20 protein-coding genes are annotated in these 19,750 nt (G+C 72.5%); 10 read left to right on the top strand and 10 right to left on the bottom strand.

The window, feature by feature from the left end; all coding sequences use genetic code 11:
- Positions 1-111: 111 nt before the first annotated feature.
- Positions 112-1,341 carry a threonine ammonia-lyase gene (gene ilvA / locus ACLB9X_RS25400; protein WP_410362704.1) on the bottom strand — a complete coding sequence of 410 codons (1,230 nt, stop codon included), beginning with the start codon at positions 1,339-1,341 and terminating at the stop codon, positions 112-114.
- Between the two features lie 155 nt (positions 1,342-1,496).
- Here ilvA and ACLB9X_RS25395 point away from each other — a divergent pair, with 155 nt between their 5' ends.
- From ACLB9X_RS25395 to ACLB9X_RS25380, 4 genes are all read left to right on the top strand, one after another.
- The gene (locus ACLB9X_RS25395) at positions 1,497-2,009 is read left to right on the top strand and encodes a MarR family winged helix-turn-helix transcriptional regulator (RefSeq protein ID WP_410362703.1); all 513 of its coding nucleotides are present in this window, start codon (positions 1,497-1,499) and stop codon (positions 2,007-2,009) included.
- Between the two features lie 68 nt (positions 2,010-2,077).
- Positions 2,078-2,551: a sigma factor-like helix-turn-helix DNA-binding protein gene (locus tag ACLB9X_RS25390; protein WP_410362702.1), complete on the top strand. Its 474-nt coding sequence runs from the start codon at positions 2,078-2,080 to the stop codon at positions 2,549-2,551.
- On the top strand, positions 2,548-2,799 hold the full coding sequence (locus ACLB9X_RS25385) for a hypothetical protein (protein ID WP_410362701.1): 252 nt from the start codon (positions 2,548-2,550) through the stop codon (positions 2,797-2,799). Before ACLB9X_RS25390 ends, ACLB9X_RS25385 begins: the two co-directional genes overlap by 4 nt.
- A gap of 109 nt (positions 2,800-2,908) precedes the next feature.
- Complete coding sequence (locus ACLB9X_RS25380; protein ID WP_307713756.1) at positions 2,909-3,100, top strand: DUF1059 domain-containing protein; 192 nt, start codon at positions 2,909-2,911, stop codon at positions 3,098-3,100.
- A 70-nt stretch (positions 3,101-3,170) separates the two neighbouring features.
- Here ACLB9X_RS25380 and ACLB9X_RS25375 read toward each other — a convergent pair whose 3' ends face one another.
- Positions 3,171-4,325, bottom strand: coding sequence for a cystathionine gamma-synthase (locus ACLB9X_RS25375; RefSeq protein WP_410362700.1), 1,155 nt, complete (start codon positions 4,323-4,325; stop codon positions 3,171-3,173).
- Positions 4,326-4,530: 205 nt separating this feature from the next.
- Between ACLB9X_RS25375 and ACLB9X_RS25370 the strand changes: the two genes are divergently transcribed.
- The gene (locus ACLB9X_RS25370) at positions 4,531-5,634 is read left to right on the top strand and encodes a hypothetical protein (protein ID WP_410362699.1); all 1,104 of its coding nucleotides are present in this window, start codon (positions 4,531-4,533) and stop codon (positions 5,632-5,634) included.
- 106 nt (positions 5,635-5,740) lie between these two features.
- On the opposite strand, the gene msrA is transcribed toward ACLB9X_RS25370, so the two are convergent.
- Entirely contained in the window at positions 5,741-6,253 is a 513-nt protein-coding gene (gene msrA, locus ACLB9X_RS25365; protein WP_033323708.1) for a peptide-methionine (S)-S-oxide reductase MsrA, read from the bottom strand.
- Between the two features lie 201 nt (positions 6,254-6,454).
- Here msrA and ACLB9X_RS25360 point away from each other — a divergent pair, with 201 nt between their 5' ends.
- Entirely contained in the window at positions 6,455-7,048 is a 594-nt protein-coding gene (locus tag ACLB9X_RS25360; protein WP_410362698.1) for a DUF4291 domain-containing protein, read from the top strand.
- 223 nt (positions 7,049-7,271) lie between these two features.
- Here the strand turns inward: ACLB9X_RS25360 and ACLB9X_RS25355 are convergent, their stop codons facing one another.
- Positions 7,272-8,837: a serine/threonine-protein kinase gene (locus ACLB9X_RS25355; RefSeq protein WP_410362697.1), complete on the bottom strand. Its 1,566-nt coding sequence runs from the start codon at positions 8,835-8,837 to the stop codon at positions 7,272-7,274.
- 413 nt (positions 8,838-9,250) lie between these two features.
- On the opposite strand from ACLB9X_RS25355, the gene ACLB9X_RS25350 reads away from it, so the two are divergent.
- Both ACLB9X_RS25350 and ACLB9X_RS25345 read left to right on the top strand, forming a co-directional pair.
- Positions 9,251-10,777 (top strand): hypothetical protein, encoded by a 1,527-nt coding sequence (locus ACLB9X_RS25350; protein WP_410362794.1) that lies wholly within the window; start codon positions 9,251-9,253, stop codon positions 10,775-10,777.
- A 28-nt stretch (positions 10,778-10,805) separates the two neighbouring features.
- Positions 10,806-11,042: a hypothetical protein gene (locus ACLB9X_RS25345; RefSeq protein ID WP_410362696.1), complete on the top strand. Its 237-nt coding sequence runs from the start codon at positions 10,806-10,808 to the stop codon at positions 11,040-11,042.
- A 145-nt stretch (positions 11,043-11,187) separates the two neighbouring features.
- Here ACLB9X_RS25345 and ACLB9X_RS25340 read toward each other — a convergent pair whose 3' ends face one another.
- A complete protein-coding gene (locus ACLB9X_RS25340; RefSeq protein WP_410362695.1) occupies positions 11,188-12,240 on the bottom strand; it encodes an NAD(P)-dependent alcohol dehydrogenase in 1,053 nt (350 codons plus the stop codon).
- A 128-nt stretch (positions 12,241-12,368) separates the two neighbouring features.
- Between ACLB9X_RS25340 and ACLB9X_RS25335 the strand changes: the two genes are divergently transcribed.
- A complete protein-coding gene (locus ACLB9X_RS25335; RefSeq protein WP_410362694.1) occupies positions 12,369-13,232 on the top strand; it encodes a helix-turn-helix transcriptional regulator in 864 nt (287 codons plus the stop codon).
- Positions 13,233-13,238: 6 nt separating this feature from the next.
- Here the strand turns inward: ACLB9X_RS25335 and ACLB9X_RS25330 are convergent, their stop codons facing one another.
- The 3 genes from ACLB9X_RS25330 to ACLB9X_RS25320 form a co-directional block, all read right to left on the bottom strand.
- Entirely contained in the window at positions 13,239-14,237 is a 999-nt protein-coding gene (locus ACLB9X_RS25330) for a GNAT family N-acetyltransferase (protein WP_410362693.1), read from the bottom strand.
- Between the two features lie 216 nt (positions 14,238-14,453).
- Positions 14,454-15,725: an Ig-like domain-containing protein gene (locus ACLB9X_RS25325; RefSeq protein ID WP_410362692.1), complete on the bottom strand. Its 1,272-nt coding sequence runs from the start codon at positions 15,723-15,725 to the stop codon at positions 14,454-14,456.
- Between the two features lie 352 nt (positions 15,726-16,077).
- A complete protein-coding gene (locus ACLB9X_RS25320; protein ID WP_410362691.1) occupies positions 16,078-16,452 on the bottom strand; it encodes a hypothetical protein in 375 nt (124 codons plus the stop codon).
- A gap of 108 nt (positions 16,453-16,560) precedes the next feature.
- On the opposite strand from ACLB9X_RS25320, the gene ACLB9X_RS25315 reads away from it, so the two are divergent.
- Positions 16,561-16,845, top strand: coding sequence for an LAETG motif-containing sortase-dependent surface protein (locus ACLB9X_RS25315; protein WP_410362690.1), 285 nt, complete (start codon positions 16,561-16,563; stop codon positions 16,843-16,845).
- Between the two features lie 65 nt (positions 16,846-16,910).
- On the opposite strand, the gene hutH is transcribed toward ACLB9X_RS25315, so the two are convergent.
- Together hutH and ACLB9X_RS25305 are read right to left on the bottom strand one after the other, a co-directional pair.
- A complete protein-coding gene (gene hutH, locus ACLB9X_RS25310) occupies positions 16,911-18,452 on the bottom strand; it encodes a histidine ammonia-lyase (RefSeq protein WP_410362793.1) in 1,542 nt (513 codons plus the stop codon).
- Positions 18,453-18,548: 96 nt separating this feature from the next.
- Positions 18,549-19,721, bottom strand: a complete 1,173-nt coding sequence (locus tag ACLB9X_RS25305) for a diguanylate cyclase domain-containing protein (protein WP_410362689.1) — start codon at positions 19,719-19,721, stop codon at positions 18,549-18,551.
- Positions 19,722-19,750: the final 29 nt, after the last annotated feature.

Below are 19,750 nucleotides of genomic sequence, written 5' to 3'. Positions count from 1 at the left end.
GCTGCAGTCGAAGGACGGTCGTCAGCCGATGGACTGGCCTCGGTCGAGGAACGGTCGTCAGCCGATGGACTGGCCTCGATCGTGGAACGGGCCCCGGTCGAAGGACGGGCCTCAGTCGAGGATGGTGTAACCCGTGGCGCGCAGGGCCGACGCGACCTCCTCGCAATGTTCCGGCCCCTTCGTCTCCAGGTGCAGTTCGACCTCGACCTCCGTGAGCCCGAGTCGCGGATCGGTCCGCACATGGCTCACGTCGAGGACATTGGCGTCCGCCACGGACAGCGCCCCCAACAACCCCGCCAGCGCGCCCGGCCGGTCGGTCAGGCGCAGCCGCAGCGACAGATACCGTCCCGCCGCCGCCATGCCATGGCGCAGGATGCGCTGCATCAGCAGCGGATCCACGTTGCCGCCCGACAGCAGTGCGACCACCGGGCCCTCGAACGACGCCGGATCGCTCAGCAGCGCCGCCACCGTGCTCGCCCCGGCCGGCTCGACGACCATCTTGGCCCGCTCCAGACACAGCAACAGCGCGCTGGAGAGCTCGTCCTCGGAGACCGTACGGACGTCGTCCACCAGATCGCCAATGATTTTGAACGGCACGTCCCCGGGCCGGCCGACCTTGATCCCGTCCGCCATCGTCGCCGGCGCCTCGATCGACACCGGCCGCCCCGCCGCCAATGAGGGCGGATACGCCGCCGCGCCCTCGGCCTGCACGCCGATGATCTTCACGTCGGGCCGCAGCGCCTTCACCGCCACGGCGATGCCGGCCACGAGACCGCCGCCGCCGACACCGACGAGGATCGTCCGCACCTCGGGGCACTGTTCCAGGATTTCCAGCCCCACCGTGCCCTGGCCTGCCACGATGTCGGGGTGGTCGAAGGGGTGGATGAACACCGCGCCCGTCTCGCGCGCGTACTCCTCGGCCGCTGCCAGGGTCTCGTCGACCACGTGTCCCACGAGCCGCACGTCGGCGCCGTACTCCCGCGTCGCGGCCACCTTCGGCAGCGGGGCGCCGACCGGCATGAAGACGGTGGAACGCACCCCTAGCAGCGACGACGCCAGGGCGACGCCCTGCGCGTGGTTGCCCGCGGACGCGGCGACCACGCCCGCCGCGCGCTCCTCCGGCCGCAGGCCGGCGATGCGCACATAGGCGCCGCGCAGCTTGAACGAGCCCGTGCGCTGCAAGTTCTCGCACTTCAGGTGGACCGGCGCCCCCACCAGCCGCGACAGGTGCCTGCTGCCCTCCATCGGCGTCATCCGCGCCACCCCGGCCAGCATCTTCTGGGCTCCGCGGATGTCGTCGAGGATGACGGAGCGCAGGATCTCGGGCGTGCGGAAGCTCATGGCACAAGTCTCGCAGTTCGCCCCGCCGACCGGGCCGCCGTCCGAATCGCGGGCGGTCTGCCGCAGGATTGTGCAGCGCCCGTACGCACCACGGCCCGGCCGCGTACTCTGTCCCCCACCAACCGACCACCGCACGAGAGAGCCCCCCAACTGCCATGCCCACTTCACAGGACATGACGACAGATCTCGCTCCCGGCCTCCTCGATGCCCTCCAGCACCAGGTGGCCGTCTTCGCCCGGCGCGCGGAACAGACCCGGCTCGGTGGCGTGGGCCAGGTCCGCAACTCCATGGACCGCGCCGCCTACCTGCTGCTCAACCGCCTCGACCAGGAAGGCCCCATGGGCGTCAAGGCGCTCGCGGCGGGCATGGGGATCGACTCGTCGACCGTGACCCGCCAGGTCGCGCCGCTCGTCGACACCGGCCTGGTCAAGCGCACCTCCCACCCGGAGGACGGCCGCGCCGTCGTCCTGCAGCTCTCGCCCCGCGGCCAGGCCCGCCTCGACGAGGTGCGCGCCTCGCGGCGCGAACTGATGCGGCAGGTCACGGAGGGCTGGACGGAGAGCGAACGCGAGTCGTTCTGCACCCTGCTCACCCGCTTCAACACCGCCCTGTCCGCCCGCCAGGCCGGGCTGCCCCCGGCGGAGGCGGAGACTCCGCCGGCCTCCTGACCAGGACGGGTCCGAAGGCCCCCGCCGACCCCTTGACCAGGGACGCGGCTTGGGCCCTATATGAGGACGTGAGCGAGCGGAATCCGGCCAGGAACCGCCGCCGTGCCCGGGAGTTCGACGCCTTCGTGGCGGGCGCGGCCGGCCGGCTGCTGCACGCCGCGACCCTGCTCACGGCCGAGCCCGCCCACGCCAACCCGTACGCACAGCACCTGCTCACCGCCGCGCTTGCCCGCACCTACGCCGACTGGGACCGGTTGCGCGGAGAGGACCCGTACGACCGCACCCGCCAGGTGCTCGCCACCCGCTTCGCGCGCGGCGCCTGGCGTCATCACCGGTCGTACGGCGGGGTGCTCGCCCGGCTCAGCCCGCAGGAGCGCCTGATCCTGGTGCTGCGGCTGTACGAGGGGGTCGCCGAGGAGCAGACCGCCGCACTGCTCGGCATCCCCGCCGACCGGGTGCGCGCGATCTGCACGCGGGCCGTCGCGGCCATGCGCGGCGCACCGCCGCGGCCTCCGGCGGCCCGGCTGCGGGCGGCGTCATGAGCGGCGCCGACCGCAAGGAGAGCGAGGTCCGCCGCATGATGGAGGGCCCGCTGCCCTCCGTGCCGGCCGACCTCGGGGTGCGCGCCGCGGCCCACGGCGGCCGGCTGCTGCGCCGCAGGCGCGCCCTGCGCCGGGCGGCCTGGCTGGTGATCGTCGCCGCGGCCGTCGCCTTCGTGGTGTGGGCGACGGTGAACCAGCCGTGGCTGGTGCCGCCGTCGCAGACGACACCACCGCTCGAAGGCTTCTGAGGGGCGGCGCACGCCGCGTGACGCGAGCGCGTCCGTCGTGCCGCGTCCGCCCGGCCCGTCCGGATCTATCCTGAGAACGAGCGGCACCGAGCAAGCCGAGGAGGCCCTCATGACCAGGAAAGTCGTCGACTGCCGCAAGTCCCCGAGCGTCTCGGGGTGCACCCTCACCATCTCCGGTGAGGAGGACGAAGTCATACGGGCGGCCGCCGAGCACGCCGTATCCGTCCACGAGCACACCGACGGCCCCGAGCTGCGGCAGATGATCCGTGACTCCCTCGAGGACGAGAAGGTGACTGCCTGACCCGGTACTCGCGCATCGGGCCCCGGCCGTAGCGGCCGGGGCCCGATGTCGTCCGAGCGGGTCAACTCCCTCAGCCGAGCGCCTGCTTGAGGTCGGCCAGCAGGTCGTCGGCCGCCTCGATGCCCACCGACAGCCGCACCAGGTCGCCCGGCACCTCCAGCGCCGACCCGACCACCGACGCGTGGGTCATCCGCCCCGGGTGCTCGATCAGCGACTCGACGCCGCCGAGCGACTCGCCCAGCGTGAACAGCCTGGCGCGGTTGCAGACCTCGACCGCCGCTGCCTCGCCGCCCTGGACCCGGAACGACACCATCCCGCCGAACGCCTTCATCTGCTTCGCCGCGACCTCGTGCCCCGGGTGCTCCGGCAGCCCCGGGTAGAGCACCGAGGTGACCTTCGGGTGCTTGGTCAGCATCTCCGCGACGCGGGTGGCGTTCTCGCTGTGGCGGTCCATGCGCACCGGGAGCGTCTTGATGCCCCGCAGCACCAGCCACGCGTCGAACGGGCCGGCCACCGCGCCCATCGCGTTCTGGTGGTACGCCAGCTCCTCGCCCAGCTCCGCGTCGGCCGCGATCAGCGCACCGCCCACGACGTCCGAGTGACCGCCCATGTACTTGGTCAGCGAGTGCACGACGACGTCGGCGCCGAGGGAGATCGGCTGCTGGAGGTAGGGGCTCGCGAACGTGTTGTCGACGACGAGCTTCGCGCCCGCCGTGCGCGCCACGTCCGCGACCGCCGCGATGTCCGTGATCCCGAGGAGCGGGTTCGACGGGGTCTCGACCCAGATCAGCTGCGTACGGTCGTTGACCGCCGCCCGCACGGCCGCCGGGTCCGAGGTGTCGGCCACGGAGAAGTCCACGCCCCACCGCTCGACCACCTTGGCGAACAGCCGGAACGTGCCGCCGTACGCGTCGTTGGGGATCACCACGTGCGCACCCGGCTTCAGCAGCGTCCGCAGCAGGCAGTCCTCCGCCGCGAGACCGGACGCGAAGGCCAGACCGCGCCGGCCGCCCTCGATCGCGGCCAGGTTCTCCTCCAGGGCGGTCCGGGTCGGGTTGGCGCTGCGGCTGTACTCGTAACCGCCCCGCAGCCCGCCCACGCCGTCCTGCTTGTAGGTGGAGACCTGGTAGATCGGCGGCACGACGGCGCCGGTCAGCGGGTCCGCGGTGTTGCCCGCATGGATGGCGCGGGTCTCGAAGCTGTGCATGGTGTGGTCGTCGCTCATGAGGCCCGAGCGTAGTCCCGCGCCGGGCGGTTCGCGGCCCGGACCTGCCGCCGGGGGCGTGGGTGCGCGTCGACCTGCCGCCGGGGACGTGGGTGCGCGTCGACCTGCCGCCGGGGACGTGGGTGCGCGTCGACCTGCCGCCGGGGACGTGGGTGCGCGTCGACCTGCCGCCGGGGAGCTGGTCCGTGTCCGGGACAATGGAGCCATGGAGATTCTCTGGTTCCTGATCGCGATGTGCATGCTGGCCGCGGTGGTCGTCCCCGTCATCAGGCGCCGCAGCACGGGCATCCGGCTCGCCCGCCCCGGCTCGCCCGACGCCGCCGACCCGGACAACTACGGCTTCCTGCGCCAGGAAGAGCTGGACGTGCGCCTGCCCGGACCGGACCAGGACCTCCTCGACGTGCTCGACGTCGTCCAGCGCACCCAGGACTGGCGCGCCGCCTCCCAGCTGCTCGCCGGCACGCCGAAGGAGGGCGAGGTGCGCTGGCAGCGCGTCCAGGCCTTCGCCGGCGCCGCGTCGCTGGAGCTCCAGCAGCAGCCCGGCACCGGTGGCGCGTGGCTGCGCGCCTGGCGCGCGGAGTCGCCGAAGGACGCGGGCGGCGCCCAGGTGCACGCCGAGTTCCTCGTCCAGCAGGCGTGGCGTTCGTCGGCCGCCGGTACGGACGACTTCCGGATCATCCTGGAGGAGGCCAGGTCCGTGTGCGGCGAGGCCGCGCTGCTGGCGCCCGGCGACCCGGTCCCGTACATCGTCGAACTGGCCGTCGCCCGTGGGCTCGGCGACTCCCAGGAGCAGTTCGACCAGTTGTGGGCGAAGGTCATCGACCGGGCGCCCAACCACATGGGCGCCCACCTCGCCGCCCTCCACTACCTGTGCGAGAAGTGGCACGGCTCCCGGGAGGAGGCCGACCACTTCGCGACGACCGCCGCCGCGAGGGCGCCGCAGGGCTCGCTGCTCGCGGCCCTGCCGCTGTTCGCGGTGTACGAGCACCTGCCTGAGCTCAATCTGGTCGCCGGCTTCTACCAGAGCGCGGTGGTCACCAAGGCGCTGGGGGGCGCGCTGTACGCGGTCCACTCGGCCCGCCCCGACGACCCGATGCTCGCGCACGTGCGCCACCTGCTCGTGATGTTCCTGGTCCGTTCCGAGCGCTGGGCCGAGGCGATGAACCAGCTGGTCCACGTGGACGGCCACGTCGGCGCGCTGCCGTGGACGCACAGCAGCGACCCGGCGGCCGAGTACGCGGTCTACCGCGCCCTCGCGGTGGCGGGCTACGAGGCGAACGGCGGCAGCCCGGCGACGCTTCCGCACTGACGCGGCGCGCCGCCCGGTCGGACGGAATGCGGGATCGCCGGACGCAGGCGCGGCCCGGCTGCGGAGCGTCGGCCGGCCTCCGCCCACCGCCGGGCCGCCTTCGCGGTCAGCCCTCCGCGCGGGCGGGCAGCCGCCATCCCGGGCGCGGGAAGTGGCAGGTGTAACCGTCCGGGTAACGCTGCAGGTAGTCCTGGTGCTCGGGCTCGGCCTCCCAGAAGGGGCCGACCGGCTCCACCTCGGTGACGACCTTCCCGGGCCACAGTCCGGAGGCGTCCACATCCGCGATCGTGTCCTCGGCGATCCGCTTCTGCTCGTCGTCCACGTAGTAGATCGCCGAACGGTAGCTGAGGCCGATGTCGTTGCCCTGGCGGTTCTTGGTGCTCGGGTCGTGGATCTGGAAGAAGAACTCCAGGATCGCGCGGAAGTCGGTCTTCGCGGGGTCGAAGAGGATCTCAATGGCCTCCGCGTGCGTGCCATGGTTCCGGTACGTCGCGTTCGGCACGTCACCCCCCGTGTATCCGACCCGGGTCGCCGTCACGCCCGGGAGCCGGCGGATCAGCTCCTCCATCCCCCAGAAGCATCCGCCGGCCAGCACGGCCCTCTGCGTCTGCGCAGCCATCACGGCCCTCCAATGTCAGTCGGCTCGGTCACTCGGGCTACTCGGCTCGCACACCACCGGCATCCCCTGCCCACTGCCCTCAACGCACGAGGCCTCCAAGCGATTCCGCGCCCGCCCACCCCGCCCTGCGGTTCTCCGTCGCAGCGAGCGGCAGTCGAAAATCAGTGGCCGCCTGACCCGGCCGACTCCACGCTGTACCCCATGGAACAACCGCAACGCGGGATCCGTGCGGCCTATGCGGACTCCACGATCACCGTCTACCAGGCGTACTCCCCGGAAATCGGCCTGCCCAGCGCGCGCGAGGGTCGTTTCACCGCCGCGTGGAAGCGCGACAGGATGACGTGGATCAAGCCGTCGTTCCTGTGGATGATGTACCGCTGCGGCTGGGGCGCCAAGGCAGGTCAGGAGACCGTCCTCGCGGTGGAGATCACCCGCGACGGCTTCGAGTGGGCGCTGCGCCACGCGTGCCTGTCGAGCTACGCCCACGGGGTACACCCCGACCGTGCCACCTGGCAGCGTCAGTTGAAGCGCGCGCCCGCCCGCGTGCAGTGGGACCCCGAGCGGGATCTGCACCTGCGGCCGCTGCCGTATCGGTCGCTGCAACTCGGCCTCTCCGGTGAGGCCGCACGACGCTACGCGGACGAGTGGACGGTCGCCATCCGCGACGTGACGCCACTCGCCCACGAGATCCACGCCCTCGTCAACGGTGGCGACCCGGACTCCGCCGCCCGACTGCTGCCCCAGGAACGCCCCTATCCCCTTGCAGACGAACTCCTTGCCCGTCTACGGGGATGACGGGGCCGATCCACCAGCCGGTTACGGCCGGTCGGTCACATGGTGACGGCCCATCAGCACTCTGCCGCAACCGGCGAGGCTGCCCGTCAGGGTGTGCGCCGTGGGGATCAGTGAGCGCGTCGTCACGAGCCCGGCCGCTCCGCCTGGCGACACGACGCAGCCCCACCCATGTCATGAGGGACCACTCGTCCTGGCTCGCTGTTCACGCGCCACGACGCGATGATCACAGGTCGTCGATCTGCAGGCTCTTCTGGATCTCCCGGTAGATCCATTCGCCGTGGGCGCGCTGGTTCTTCGCATCGGGCATCTCCACCGTGAGGTGGTAGCCGTACCCTTCGCCGGTGACCACGAAGAGTTCGTGGCGCCGGTAGACGGTGGTGGTGTCGTCGCCGGCGGCGTAGCGGAAGGTCGTACTCATCTGACCGCCTTCTCTGCCCTGCTGCTCAGCTTTGGCGACCAGGGGGCGGGCATCCTGCATGGTGGCGTCCGCGCCCGCCTCGTACCAGGCCTTCCATTCGTTGGCCCAGCCCAGACCGTTGGTCTTCCTGCCCTTCTCGCGTTGCAGCGTGATGGAGAACACACCGCGCGGGTCGGTGAACGCGACGCTCTCGTTGTCCAGGCTCTGCTGGTAGTCGCGCGGAACACCGAAGGACGTGTGCAGCTTGGCCTCCTGGAAGGTCTTCCACCCCTCCGGCAGCCCCGGCGGGGACAGCAGGACCAAGGCCACGATCAGGACACCGACCGCCGCGAGCCAGTAGCGCGCCTTGCCCCTGCGTATGAACCGTCGGAAGCGGCCCGGACGCGGTGCCGTGGCATCCCCGCCGCCCTCCGGGATGGGCACCGGCATCAGCTGGGTCTTCGGTGGCGGCTGGGACACGGCACGCAGGCCGTGGATGATCTCGGCCGCCGGGGGCCGGGCCGACGGGTCCTTCCGGAGCATCGTCGCGATGACGTCGGCCAGCTCGCCCGCCCGGGAAGGACGAGCGGGATCGGCGAGCAGGATGGCCTGCAGCGTGGACGGGGTGGTCTGCCGTCGGAAGGGCGATGCGCCCTCCACCGCTTCATAGAGCACCACACCGAGCGACCACAGATCCGACTCGGGTCCCGGGCGGTGCCCCAGCACTCTCTCGGGGGCGATGTACTCGGGAGAGCCGATGAACGTCCCGGTCTCGGTGAGCTTCTGCTCCCCCTCGACCTGCGCGACGCCGAAGTCGGTGAGCACCACCCGGTCATACCGTCCGATCAGGACGTTGGCGGGCTTGACGTCGCGGTGCAGCACCCCTGCCTCGTGCGCGGCCGCCAGTGCGCCGGCCACCGCCTCACCGATCCGGGCCGCCTCCTCCGGCGGCAGGGTGCCCTCATCGAGCAGCTCGGCAAGCGACGGGCCGCGCACGAGCTCCATGACGATCCAGGGTCGCTCGTCCTGCAGGACCACATCGTGCACCGTGACCACCGAAGGATGGTCGATACGAGCGGCGGCCCGCGCTTCGCGCTGCATCCGCAGGTAAGCCGTGGCCCGCTCCTCCGCTGTCAGGTGATCCTGGACCCGAGGCTCCTTGATCGCCACATCCCGCCCCACGACCTCGTCGTGAGCACGCCAGACAGTGCCCATACCACCGAAGCCGAGTCGCTCCAGAAGCCGGTAGCGGCCGCCGATCAACCGGCTCCCGCGAGGATCGACGGCCATGGCGTCACGTGCCACCGGCACCGGTACCGGCATCGTTGCCGCCTCAGGCTGTCTCAGCCCGGGGCTCGTCGGCTTCTCCGACACCGGCTTGTTGATCGACATGCACACATCCTTCAGCGCGTACCGGAGGGTGCCGCGCGCCGTATCCCCCTTGTGGCGCCCTACTGCCCTTCATCACCACGGGTGGCGACACCTGCTCGTTCTCCGTCCAGCCCGGTGCGGCCGCGCCGGGTGGGTAGCCGGTGGAGGTGTCGTGGTCGCAGCCATCGTACGCTGGCGGCCCTGATGAGCCCTGCCTGCGGCCGGCAGCGCCAGTAGACAGCCCGTGCGGCGGCGGGAGCCCTGGGGCACGGGTGGATGCGACACCGACTCGGCGGCAGGTCGAGGGACGGGCGGTGTCAACCGGCGCGGCGGGCTGCGCATGTGTGCCCGTTAGGGTGTGCGCCGTGGGGATCAGTGAGCGCGTCGTCACAAGGCCGGCCGCCGGGGGGCGGGAGGCGGCGGCGTGGTGGCGGGTGCCGCTGGTCGCGACAGGCGTCGTCGTGCCGCTCTACGTGCTGTGGGCCCACGTGCTCGCGACCGGCGGGGGCGACCTGGCGGCGCAGGTGGCCTGGGCCGGGTTCTTCGAGCGGCACCCCGGCTCCGCGTACAACCTCTCCTGGTACGGCGGCACGCACACCGCGAACTACAGCCTGCTGACGCCGCCGCTGATGGCGGTCCTCGGTGTGCGCACCGTGTCGGTCGCCGCCGGCCTCGCGGCGACGTGGCTGCTGGCGCTGCTGTGCGTGCGGCGCGGCGTGCGGCATCCGCTGTGGCCGGCGCTCGCGGGAGCGCTCGCGCTGTGGTGCAACGTCGCGTCGGGCCGTACGACGTTCGCCGTGGGGGTCGCGATCGGACTCGCTGCCGTGCTGTACGTGCGCCGTACGGCGCTCGCGGCGGTGTGCGCGGCCCTGGCGACGGCGGCGAGCCCGGTGGCGGGGCTGTTCCTGCTCGTCGTGGGCGCGGCGTACGGGCTGGACCGGCGGTGGCGCGAGGCGGCGGTGCTGGCGCTGCCGCCGGTGGCGGTGGTGAGCGCGGTGACGCTGCTGTTCCCCTTCGAGGGCGAACAGCCCATGGCCGCGGGCAAGGTGTGGCTTCCGGTCGTGCTGTCCGCGGTGACGGCCGTCGCGGCGCCGCGCGAGTGGCGGGTGGTGCGGTACGGCGCCGGGGTCTACGGCGTGGGCGTCGTGCTCACGTACCTGATCGCCTCGCCGATCGGTACGAACGTGGAGCGGCTGCTGGGCCTCGCCGGTCCGCCCGTGCTGCTGGCGGCGGTGCTCGCGCGTGGCGTGGCGCGGGTCCTGCGCACGCTGCTCGCCGCCGCGCTGGTGTTCAACGCGTACTGGCTGGCGGACAAGACGGAGGACGACCTCGTCGTCTCGACCGACGTGCCGGCGTGGGCGGCGCACACGGACGGTGTCGTGGCCGCGTTGGAGCGGCTGGGCGCCGACCCTACGCGGGTCGAGGTGGTGCCCGCCCGCAACCACCGCGAGGCGACCGCGCTCGCGCCGCACGTCAACACGGCGCGCGGCTGGAACCGCCAACTGGACGTGGCGCGGGGGCGGTTGTTCTACGACGGGTCGCTGTCCCCGGCGACGTACCGCGCGTGGCTGGACCACTGGGCGGTGGGCCTGGTGGTCCTGCACCACGGGACGCCCGACGGCCCGGCCGAGGGCGAGTCGGCGATCGTGCGCGGCGAACCGCCATGGCTGGAGCGGGTGTGGCGGGACGCCCACTGGACGGTCTACCGCGTACGGGACGCGGTGCCGCTCGCCGAGGCCCCGGCGAACGTGGTGGACGGCGACGACGCGCGGCTGGTCGTCCGGATGCCCCGCGCGGGGTCGGTGACGGTGCGGGTGGCGCACTCGCCGTGGCTGCGGGCGAAGGGGGCGTGTGTGGGGCCGGACGGCGCGTGGACGCGCCTGACCGTGCCGCGCGCCGGTGAGTACCGGCTGGACTCGGCGTACCGGCTGGACCGTTCGGCGGGCGGCCACTGCGACTGAGCCCGGTGGGGCGGGGACTGTCAGTGGCGTGTGTCGCGGCCCGGTGACGACGGGCGGGCAGGCGCGCGAGGCGCATCTGGCGTTCTCCGCGCCCGACCGCGCCGCCGTGCGGGGCTTCTTCGCGGCCGCGGTGGACGCGGGCGCCGAGGTGCTGCACGAGCCGCGGGTGTGGCCCGCGTACCACCCGGCGTACTACGGGGCGTACGTCCGCGGCCCGGACGGCGACAACGTGGAGGCGGTGTGCCACGTGCCGGAACAGCCGTAGCGGGTGCGGGGGCGCGTCCTCGGCGGTCACCCCGACGGTGCGAGGCCGCTGGTTAGGGCCCGGGGCCCTGCCCGGAACGGCGGTGCCCGGCGGTCCCCCGTGGGGTGACCGCCGGCACCGGGCACCGGGCGCCGGCCCGCGTGTGTCAGATCGTCGCCGTGTCGATCACGAAGCGGTAGCGGACGTCGCTCGCGAGCACCCGCTCGTACGCCTCGTTGATCTGGTCGGCCCGGATCAGCTCGATCTCCGCGCCGAAGCCGTGCTCGGCGCAGAAGTCGAGCATCTCCTGCGTCTCGCGGATGCCGCCGATCATGGAGCCCGCGAGAGTCTTGCGGCCGCCGATGACGGAGAACAGGTTGAGGGAGACCGGTTCCTCGGGGGCGCCGACGTTGACGAGCGCGCCGTCGGTCTTCAGCAGGCTCAGGTACTCGTCGAAGGGCAGCGGCGCGGACACGGTCGACACGATCAGGTCGAAGGTGCCGGCGAGCGCCTCGAACGTCGCGTCGTCGCTGGTGGCGTAGTAGTGGTCGGCGCCCAGCGCGAGGCCGTCGTCCTTCTTGCGCAGCGTCTGGGACAGCACGGTCACCTCGGCGCCGAGGGCGTGCGCGATCTTGACGCCCATGTGGCCGAGGCCGCCGAGTCCGACGATGGCGACCTTCTTGCCGGGGCCGGCGTTCCAGTGGCGCAGCGGCGAGTACAGGGTGATGCCGGCGCACAGCAGCGGCGCGGCCTCGTCGAGGGACAGCCCCTCGGGGATGCGGACGGTGTAGTTCTCGTCGACGACGATGTGCGTGGAGTAGCCGCCGTAGGTGGGCTCCCCGTTCTTGTCGAGCGCGTTGTACGTGGCGGTCCCGCCCTGGGTGCAGTACTGCTCCAGGCCCTGCCGGCAGTACACGCACTCGCGGCAGGAGTCGACGAAGCAGCCGACGCCGACGCGGTCGCCCACCGCGAACCTGGTGACGCCGGGTCCCACCTCGGTGACCACGCCGGCGATCTCGTGGCCGGGGACCATGGGGTAGATGCCCTGGCCCCAGCCGTCGTGGGCCTGGTGGATGTCGGAGTGGCAGATGCCGGCGTACTTGATCTCGATCAGGACGTCGTGCTCGCCGACGGGGCGGCGGGGGATGGTCGTGCGCTCCAGGGGCGCGCCCGCTGCGGGAGCGGCGTAGGCGGGTACGGCGGAAACGTTCGTGGTCATGGCACAGCAGCCTGTCCGATCCGGAACGGGCCACCCAGCCCCCTGTTGTGCCTACGTCCGCTGTGCCTACTACTGGCAGGGTCAGGACCGTACGGCCGCACCGCCGCGCGACCCTGAATACTTGATGTATGGACCAGCGTGCCGAACTCAGCGAATTCCTCCGGTCCCGGCGGGCCCGGCTGAAGCCGGAGGACGTCGGGCTGCCCGACTTCGGGCGTCACCGGCGGGTGCCGGGACTGCGCCGCGAGGAGCTGGCACAGCTGGCCGGGGTGTCCGTCGCGTACTACACGCGCCTGGAGCAGGGCAACGGGCAGAACGTGTCCACGGAGGTGCTGGACGCGATCGCGCGTGCGCTGCGCCTGACGGACACGGAGCACGCGCATCTGACTCACCTGGCGAAGCCGAAGGCGAAGAAGAAGCGGGCGGCCGCGGCCCGGCCGCAGAAGCTGCGGCCCCAGCTCCAGCAGCTGATCGACGCGATGGAGACGGTGCCCGCGCTGTTCCTCGGGCGGCGGCTGGACATCCTGGGGTGGAACCGCATGGCCCGCGCGCTGCTGGGCGACTTCGCGGCGATGGCGCCGGAGGAGCGCAACATGGCCCGGCTGATCTTCCTCGATCCGAACGCCCGCTCGCTGTACGTCGACTGGCAGTGCAAGGCGACCGAGGTGGTGAGTGTGCTGCGGCTGTGCGCGGGGTGCTACCCGGACGATCCGCGGCTGTCGGCGCTGGTGGGCGAACTGTCGGTGAAGAGCGAGGAGTTCCGCTCGCTGTGGGCGGCGCACACGGTGCAGGACAAGGGCCACGGCGTCAAGCGGCTGCACCATCCGCTGGTGGGCGAGTTGACGGTGGCGTACGAGACGCTGAGGTTCCCCGACGACCACGACCTGTCGCTGGTCACGTACCACGCCGAGCCGGGCAGCCGCTCGGAGGAGTCGTTGCGGCTGCTGGCCGGCTGGGGCGTGGACGAGGTGGTGGACGCGGACGCGCGGTGAGCCGCGTCAGCCCTGGAGCGTGGTCTGGAAGTACCCGGCCGTCCGCTCGCGCCGGTAGCCGAGGCGTTCGTTGACGGCCAGCATCGGCCCGTTGTCGTCGGCGACGGTCGTGCCGATCTCCCGCACGCCGGGGCACGCCGCGGCGACGACGCCCATCATGTGGCGCTTGACGGCGGTGCCGAGGCCGCGCCCGCGGTGGGCGGGGACGACGACGGTGTCGTACTGGAGCGCCCTGGTGTCGGCGGGATCGCGCAGGACGAGCTCGGTGTAGGCGGCGACGGTCTCGGCTCCGTTCGCCCGGTGGAGGACCGCCGACGTCAGGATGACGCCGCCGCGGTCCTCCACGACCCGGGCCGACGCGCGCACGCGCGCCGCGTCCCAGGCGCGGGGGGCCAGGTCCATGTCCCCGCTGGGCGCGTCCCGCATGGCGTCGTGGGCCTCGGCCAAGGCGTCGGCCAGCGTGTCGGGCACCACGCCGGTCCAGTGCGCACAGGCGTACCCGCCGGGCAGGGCCGGCTCCGCGGGGCGGGCGGCGAGCGCGTCGGAGACGTTCTGCACGTACCAGGCGAGCGGGAGCACGTTCTCGAAGCCGAGGCCGCGGGCGAACGCCTCGCCCCGGCCGCCGCGTTCGACGACGGTCGACACCGAGGTCCGCCCGTCCCCCGTGAGTTCCGCGCGGGCGGCCGCCCACAGCGCGGCGCCGGTGCCCCGGTCCCTGGCGTGCGGGTGCACGGCGAGGACGTCGAGGAAGGCGGTGTGCCGGTTGGCGTCGTCGTCGAACAGTACGAGCGTGGCCACGCCGTCGTACGAGCCGTCGTCGGCGACGGCGGCGAGGTGGACGGCGCGGTTGCGGGGCGTCGGATGGCGGAGCTTGCCCGCGCTCTCGACCCGGCCGGGCGGGGGCACGGTGGCGGGCAGGTCGTGCGTATGGGCGGCCCGTACGACCTCGTGCCAGGCGTCGACGGAGCGGTCGGCGGGTGCAACGGGCAGGCGTATGACGGTCATCCGGTGGACGCTACGGGTCGCAGCGGGCCGCCGCAGGCGAATTTGCGCCGCCGGGCCGGGGCCTGGGGGTGGCTCCGCCCACGGAAGCGCCGACTCGGGGCCGGCTCCGGCTCCGTGCACGGAAGTGGCTGGCTCCGGCCCCGGCTCCGCACGACGAAGCGGCGGCCCCCGGTCTCCGGGCGCCGCCGCTTCGCTGGTGGTCCTACAGGGCGTGGGTCAGACGGCGGAGCTGGCCTTCCACTGTGCCCAGTCCATGTTCCAGCCGTTCAGGCCGTTGTCCGGCTTGATGGTGGTGTCCTTGGAGTTCTTCACGATCACGACGTCGCCGATGATCGAGTTGTTGTAGAACCAGGCGCCGGGCTGCTTGGGGTCGTTCGCACCCTTGACGTCGTTGAGGCCGACGCAGCCGTGGCTGGTGTTGGCGTTGCCGAAGACGGAGTCGGCGCCCCAGTAGTTGCCGTGGATGAACGTGCCCGACGTGGACAGCCGCATGGCGTGCGGGACGTCCTTGATGTCGTACTCGCCCTTGCCGTCGTCGTCGGTGAAGCCGACGGTGGCGCCGTTCATCCGGGTCTCCTTGAACTTCTCGGAGATCACCATCTGACCGTTGTAGGTCGGGGTCTCCGGGGAGCCGGCGGAGATCGGGATGGTCTTGACCGTCTTGCCGTCCTGCGTGACCGTCATGGTCTTGGCCGCCGCGTCGACGATGGAGACCTGGTTGCGGCCGATCGTGAACGTGACGGTCTTCTGCTGGACGCCGTAGACGCCGTCGGAGCCCTCGACGCCGTCCAGCGCGAGCTTCATGGTGACGGTCGAGCCCTCGGCCCAGTACTGCTCGGGGCGGAAGTCCAGGCGCTGGCTGTTGAACCAGTGCCCGACGACCTCCTGGCCGCTGCTGGACGTGACGGTGATGCCGGACTGGACGGCCTTGCGGTCGGTGATCGGCTTGTTGAAGTTGATCGAGACCGGCATGCCGACGCCGACGGTGGAGCCGTCCTCGGGTGTGAAGTTCCCGATGAAGCTGTTCGCCGGCGAGACGGTGGTGAAGGACGCGTTCTCGTGGGCCTCCAGGCCCTCGGCGTCCTTGGCCGTCGCGGCGATCTTGTACGTCGTGGAGCGCTGCAGCTGGACGTCGGGTTTCCAGCTCTTGCCGTCGGAGGAGAGGGTGCCCTGGACGGCCGCGCCGTCCGCCGTGGTCATGGTGACCTCGGTCAGGGTGCCGTCGCTGACGGTGACCTTGGCGGCGTTGTTGATGCTGGCGTTCGTCGAGCCGTTCTTCGGCGAGATCTCTATTCGGGCCTTGGAGACCTCCTTGGCCGCCGCCTCGTCGACCTCGGCCTGCGACGCCTTCGAGCTGTCGGCGCTGACCGCGCCCTTGTCCCCGCCCCCGTCATTGCATGCGGAAAGCACCAGCACGCCGCCGAGCACCGCGGATGCGGCCATCAGGCCCTTGCGCCGCTTGCCGTCCGTGATCACACGCTTCTCCATCGTTGCCGATTCCCCTGACCCTCTCCCATGGACAACCCCATTTCGGGGCATCCGGTTCCCCATCCGCAAGGGATGTGGGAAAAACCACTGCCTGGTGGCGTGACCCCCGACACCCAACTCACCGAAGTGATCGACGCTGCTCGCGTCCCGACGGTTGCACCGTTCCCCATGATTCGCTGCGGAAATTTCCGGGTCCCGGTGCGCCTGCCCGGCGGACCGGGACCCGAAGCATGTCGTCTCTCACGGAGAGCCGGCCGCCGCGCGTGCCACGGCGGGCGTCCGTCCCCCTCCCATCATCCCCCTCGCCGGGTCCGCCCCCGCACACGCCGGCCGTCCCGGGCCCCGCCCGCTCCTACCTCCGCTCGTCCCGGTCCGGCTCGTCGTCCTCGCCATCCTCGTCGTCGCCGTGGAAACCGTCGAGGTCGTCGTCGAGGTCCCACTCCTGCGCCTCGGGGTCGTAGTCGACCGGCTCGCTGCTCCAGGACGCCTGCGCCAGCTCCACCCCGGGCACCTCGGTGACCAGGTCGAAGGGGTCGACGAGGTACGCGAGGGCCTCCGCCGCGTCCTCGCGCACCGCGGACTGCGCGTGGGTGCGCTCCTCGTCCGGCATGAACTCGTCGGCGGCGATGCGCTCCAGCGCCGCGCCGGTCAGGGCCTCGGAGTCCTCGATCTCCAGCACCAGTTCCACCCGCAGCCGCACAAACCGTGATGTCTCAGAAGTCGTCATGGAGCGGAGCGTAGGGTGCCCGGACTCCCGGCTTTCCCGGGACCCGCTGCTTTCACTAGCATCAGGTCACCCGGCCAATTCGAGGATGCCTCAAGGGGGATCGAGTCCGTGTCCGTCGCACGTCGACCGTTGCTCACCGCCACTGCCGCAGGGACCCTGCTGTGTGCGCTGTGGTTCGTCCCCTCGGCGAACGCCACTGCCGAGAGACAGGGCGCGCAGCACTCCGGCATCGGCTCGGCGGCCGACGCGGGGCCGGGCGCGCAGGAGTTGCGGCTCGCGGAGACCGGCAGCGTGGACACCACCCCGTATGTGATCGGCGGGACCGCCTTCCTGGCCGTCGGTGCCGGCTTCGTGGCGTACTCCGTGCGCCGGCACGGCGAGTACGCCGTCTGACGCCCACCTGACGCGCCGCGAGGCCGCCCCGCCGCGAACGGCGGGGCGGCCCTTGCGCGCGGGTGTCAGGCCAGCGGGCCGGTCACCGGCTCCACGGCCGCGACGAGCTTCCCGTCCCGTACGAACGCCTCCGCGGCGTCCAGGTCGGGCGCGAGGAAGCGGTCCGGGCCGGGGCCTTCGACACCGGCCGCACGCAGGGCGGCGATGGCGGCCTGCGAGGCGGGGGCCGGGGTCAGGTGGCGGCGCAGCTCGATGGCGCGGGTCGCCGCGTACAGCTCGACGGCGATGACGCGCGCCAGGTTGCCGACGGCGGTGCGCAGCTTGCGGGCGGCGGACCAGCCCATGGAGACGTGGTCCTCCTGCATGGCGGAGGACGGGATGGAGTCGGCGGAGGCCGGAACGGCGAGCCGCTTCATCTCGCTGACCAGGGCGGCCTGGGTGTACTGGGCGATCATCAGGCCCGAGTCGACGCCGGCGTCGTCGGCGAGGAACGGCGGCAGGCCGTGCGAGCGGTTCTTGTCCAGAAGCCGGTCGGTGCGGCGCTCGGAGATCGAGCCGAGGTCGGCGACGGCGACGGCGAGGAAGTCCAGGACGTAGGCGACGGGCGCGCCGTGGAAGTTGCCGTTGGACTCCACCCGGCCGTCGCGCAGCACGATGGGATTGTCGACGGCGGAGGCGAGCTCGCGGTCGGCGACCAGGCGGGCGTGCGCCATGGTGTCGCGGCCGGCGCCGGCGACCTGCGGGGCGCAGCGCACCGAGTACGCGTCCTGGACGCGGGGCGCCTCCTCCTCCTGGAAGTGGCCGGTGAGGCCCGAGCCCTTGAGGACGGCGAGCATGTTGGCCGCGGCGGCGCCCTGGCCGGGGTGCGGGCGGACGGTGTGCAGCTCGGGCGCGAGGACCTTCTCGGTGCCGAGCAGCGCCTCCAGGGTCAGCGCGGCGGTGATGTCGGCCGACTTGTAGAGGCGGCCGAGGTCGGCGAGGGCCATGATCAGCATGCCGAGCATGCCGTCGGTGCCGTTGAGGAGGGCGAGGCCCTCCTTCTCGCGCAGCTCGACGGGCTCGATGCCGTGCTCGGCGAGCAGCTCGCCGGCGGGCCGCACGGTGCCGTCGGGGCCCTCCGCGTCGCCCTCGCCCATGAGGGTGAGCGCGCAGTGGGACAGCGGCGCGAGGTCGCCGGAGCAGCCGAGGGAGCCGTACTCGTGGACGACGGGCGTGATGCCCGCGTTCAGCACGTCGGCCATGGTCTGCGCGACCTCGGGGCGTACGCCGGTGTACCCCGAGCACACGGTCTTGAGGCGCAGGAACATCAGGGCGCGCACGACCTCGCGCTCGACGCGCGGGCCCATGCCGGCGGCGTGCGAGCGGACGATGTTGCGCTGGAGCTGGGCACGGAGCTCGGGGCTGATGTGCCGGGTGGCGAGGGCGCCGAATCCGGTGGAGACCCCGTAGACGGGCTCGGGCTTGGCGGCCAGGGCGTCCACGATGGAGCGGGCCTCGGCGAGGGCGGTGCGGGCTTCGGCGGAGAGCTCGACGCGGGCGCCGTCGCGGGCCACGGCGACGACGTCATCGGCGGTGGTACCGGACGTCCCCACCACGACAGTTTGCATATCCATATTCAGCACCCTACGGACTGAATCCCAACCTGTCACCAGTCGGCTCCGGACCGCCCGTCACCAGTCGGCCGCGATGCGCCCCTTACCGCCTCACGGCTCGCTCCAGGGCTCCTGCGCCTCGGCGCGCTCCTCCGGGCGGGCGTCGCGGAAGCGGCGGCGGTCCTGCGGGAAGCGCGGCGGGCTGTCGGCGAGCCGCATGACGGCGCCGTCCCGGCCGGCGACCACGGGCCGGGGCGACCGGGCCGCCTTCGCCCGGTACTGGGCGGCGTCCGCCAGCCGGAACAGCCGCCGGCCCGAGCGGACCTGGCCGATCGGGTCGCCGGTGGACGCGACCCCGCACGCGACCCCCGCCCCCAGCTCCAACTCGCCCGCTCTCGTGCACAGTTCGTCGGCGGCCTTGATCACCTCGTCGGCGGAGGGGCCCACGCTGACCAGACAGAACTCGTCACCGCCCAGGCGCGCCGCGAGCGCACCCGGCAGCATCGCGCCGCACCGCGAGAGCACCGAGCCGAAGCGCTCCAGCAGACGGTCGCCGACGGCGTGCCCGAGGGTGTCGTTGACCTGCTTGAGGCCGTTGAGGTCGCACACCACGAGGCTCACCACCGAGTCGTCCTTGCGGTGCCGCTCCAGCGCCTCGTCCAGGCGGGTGTCCACGGCTCGGCGGTTGGCGAGGCCGGTCAGCGGGTCGGTGAACGCGAGCCTGCGCACCTCCTCCAGCCGCTCGGTCTGCGCGATGCCCGCGGCCACGACCGAGGCGAGCACGGTGGCGAAGTCGGCATCCTCCCGGTCGAATACGGGCACGCCGAGCGGCCGCGCCACGTACAGCTCGCCCCAGGCCCGGCCGTGCAGCACGATCGGGGCCACGACGCAGCAGCCGCGCCGGCGCCGGCGCAGCGCGGCGACCCTCTGGTGGCAGTAGCCATGCCCGTCGGTGGCCGGCCCCTCGGCCGTCTCCACCCAGGCGCCGGGCTCTCCGCCACCCGCCCACTGCTCGTGCAGGAACTCGGTGATCTCCGGAAAGCAGTTCACCGGATACGTCTCCGACTCCGGGAACTCCTCCTCGCCCTCGGCCCGTTGCCCGGCGTTGACCAGCACCTTGAGCCGTCCCTGCTCGCGCTCCCACACGGAGATCGCGGCGAAGGTGCCGTCCAGCGCGACGCAGGCGCCCAGGGCCGCCGCCCGCCAGGACTCACGCGGTGTGTGGGCAGCCGCCATCGCCTGCGCCAGTGCCACCACGGCCCGCAACCGCTGATCCTCAGCCATCTCCCCAGCTTAGGGAGGTTTCGGCCGAT

The sequence above is a fragment of the Streptomyces sp. 5K101 genome, from assembly GCF_046506645.1.
Lineage (GTDB): Bacteria > Actinomycetota > Actinomycetes > Streptomycetales > Streptomycetaceae > Streptomyces.
Note: the sequence above shows the minus strand (reverse complement) of the source record. Positions and strands in the feature narration are given on the sequence as shown.

Excerpts from the sequence above, each read along its gene's own strand:
- hutH (WP_410362793.1), bottom strand. The coding sequence starts at position 18,452 with ATGCAAACTGTCGTGGTGGGGACGTCCGGTACCACCGCCGATGACGTC.
- ACLB9X_RS25325 (WP_410362692.1), bottom strand. The coding sequence starts at position 15,725 with ATGGAGAAGCGTGTGATCACGGACGGCAAGCGGCGCAAGGGCCTGATG.
- ACLB9X_RS25305 (WP_410362689.1), bottom strand. The coding sequence starts at position 19,721 with ATGGCTGAGGATCAGCGGTTGCGGGCCGTGGTGGCACTGGCGCAGGCG.
- ACLB9X_RS25320 (WP_410362691.1), bottom strand. The coding sequence starts at position 16,452 with ATGACGACTTCTGAGACATCACGGTTTGTGCGGCTGCGGGTGGAACTG.
- msrA (WP_033323708.1), bottom strand. The coding sequence starts at position 6,253 with ATGGCTGCGCAGACGCAGAGGGCCGTGCTGGCCGGCGGATGCTTCTGG.
- ACLB9X_RS25380 (WP_307713756.1), top strand. The coding sequence starts at position 2,909 with ATGACCAGGAAAGTCGTCGACTGCCGCAAGTCCCCGAGCGTCTCGGGG.
- ACLB9X_RS25370 (WP_410362699.1), top strand. The coding sequence starts at position 4,531 with ATGGAGATTCTCTGGTTCCTGATCGCGATGTGCATGCTGGCCGCGGTG.
- ACLB9X_RS25360 (WP_410362698.1), top strand. The coding sequence starts at position 6,455 with ATGGAACAACCGCAACGCGGGATCCGTGCGGCCTATGCGGACTCCACG.
- ilvA (WP_410362704.1), bottom strand. The coding sequence starts at position 1,341 with ATGAGCTTCCGCACGCCCGAGATCCTGCGCTCCGTCATCCTCGACGAC.
- ACLB9X_RS25330 (WP_410362693.1), bottom strand. The coding sequence starts at position 14,237 with ATGACCGTCATACGCCTGCCCGTTGCACCCGCCGACCGCTCCGTCGAC.
- ACLB9X_RS25385 (WP_410362701.1), top strand. The coding sequence starts at position 2,548 with ATGAGCGGCGCCGACCGCAAGGAGAGCGAGGTCCGCCGCATGATGGAG.
- ACLB9X_RS25340 (WP_410362695.1), bottom strand. The coding sequence starts at position 12,240 with ATGACCACGAACGTTTCCGCCGTACCCGCCTACGCCGCTCCCGCAGCG.
- ACLB9X_RS25375 (WP_410362700.1), bottom strand. The coding sequence starts at position 4,325 with ATGAGCGACGACCACACCATGCACAGCTTCGAGACCCGCGCCATCCAT.
- ACLB9X_RS25355 (WP_410362697.1), bottom strand. The coding sequence starts at position 8,837 with ATGTCGATCAACAAGCCGGTGTCGGAGAAGCCGACGAGCCCCGGGCTG.
- ACLB9X_RS25335 (WP_410362694.1), top strand. The coding sequence starts at position 12,369 with ATGGACCAGCGTGCCGAACTCAGCGAATTCCTCCGGTCCCGGCGGGCC.
- ACLB9X_RS25395 (WP_410362703.1), top strand. The coding sequence starts at position 1,497 with ATGCCCACTTCACAGGACATGACGACAGATCTCGCTCCCGGCCTCCTC.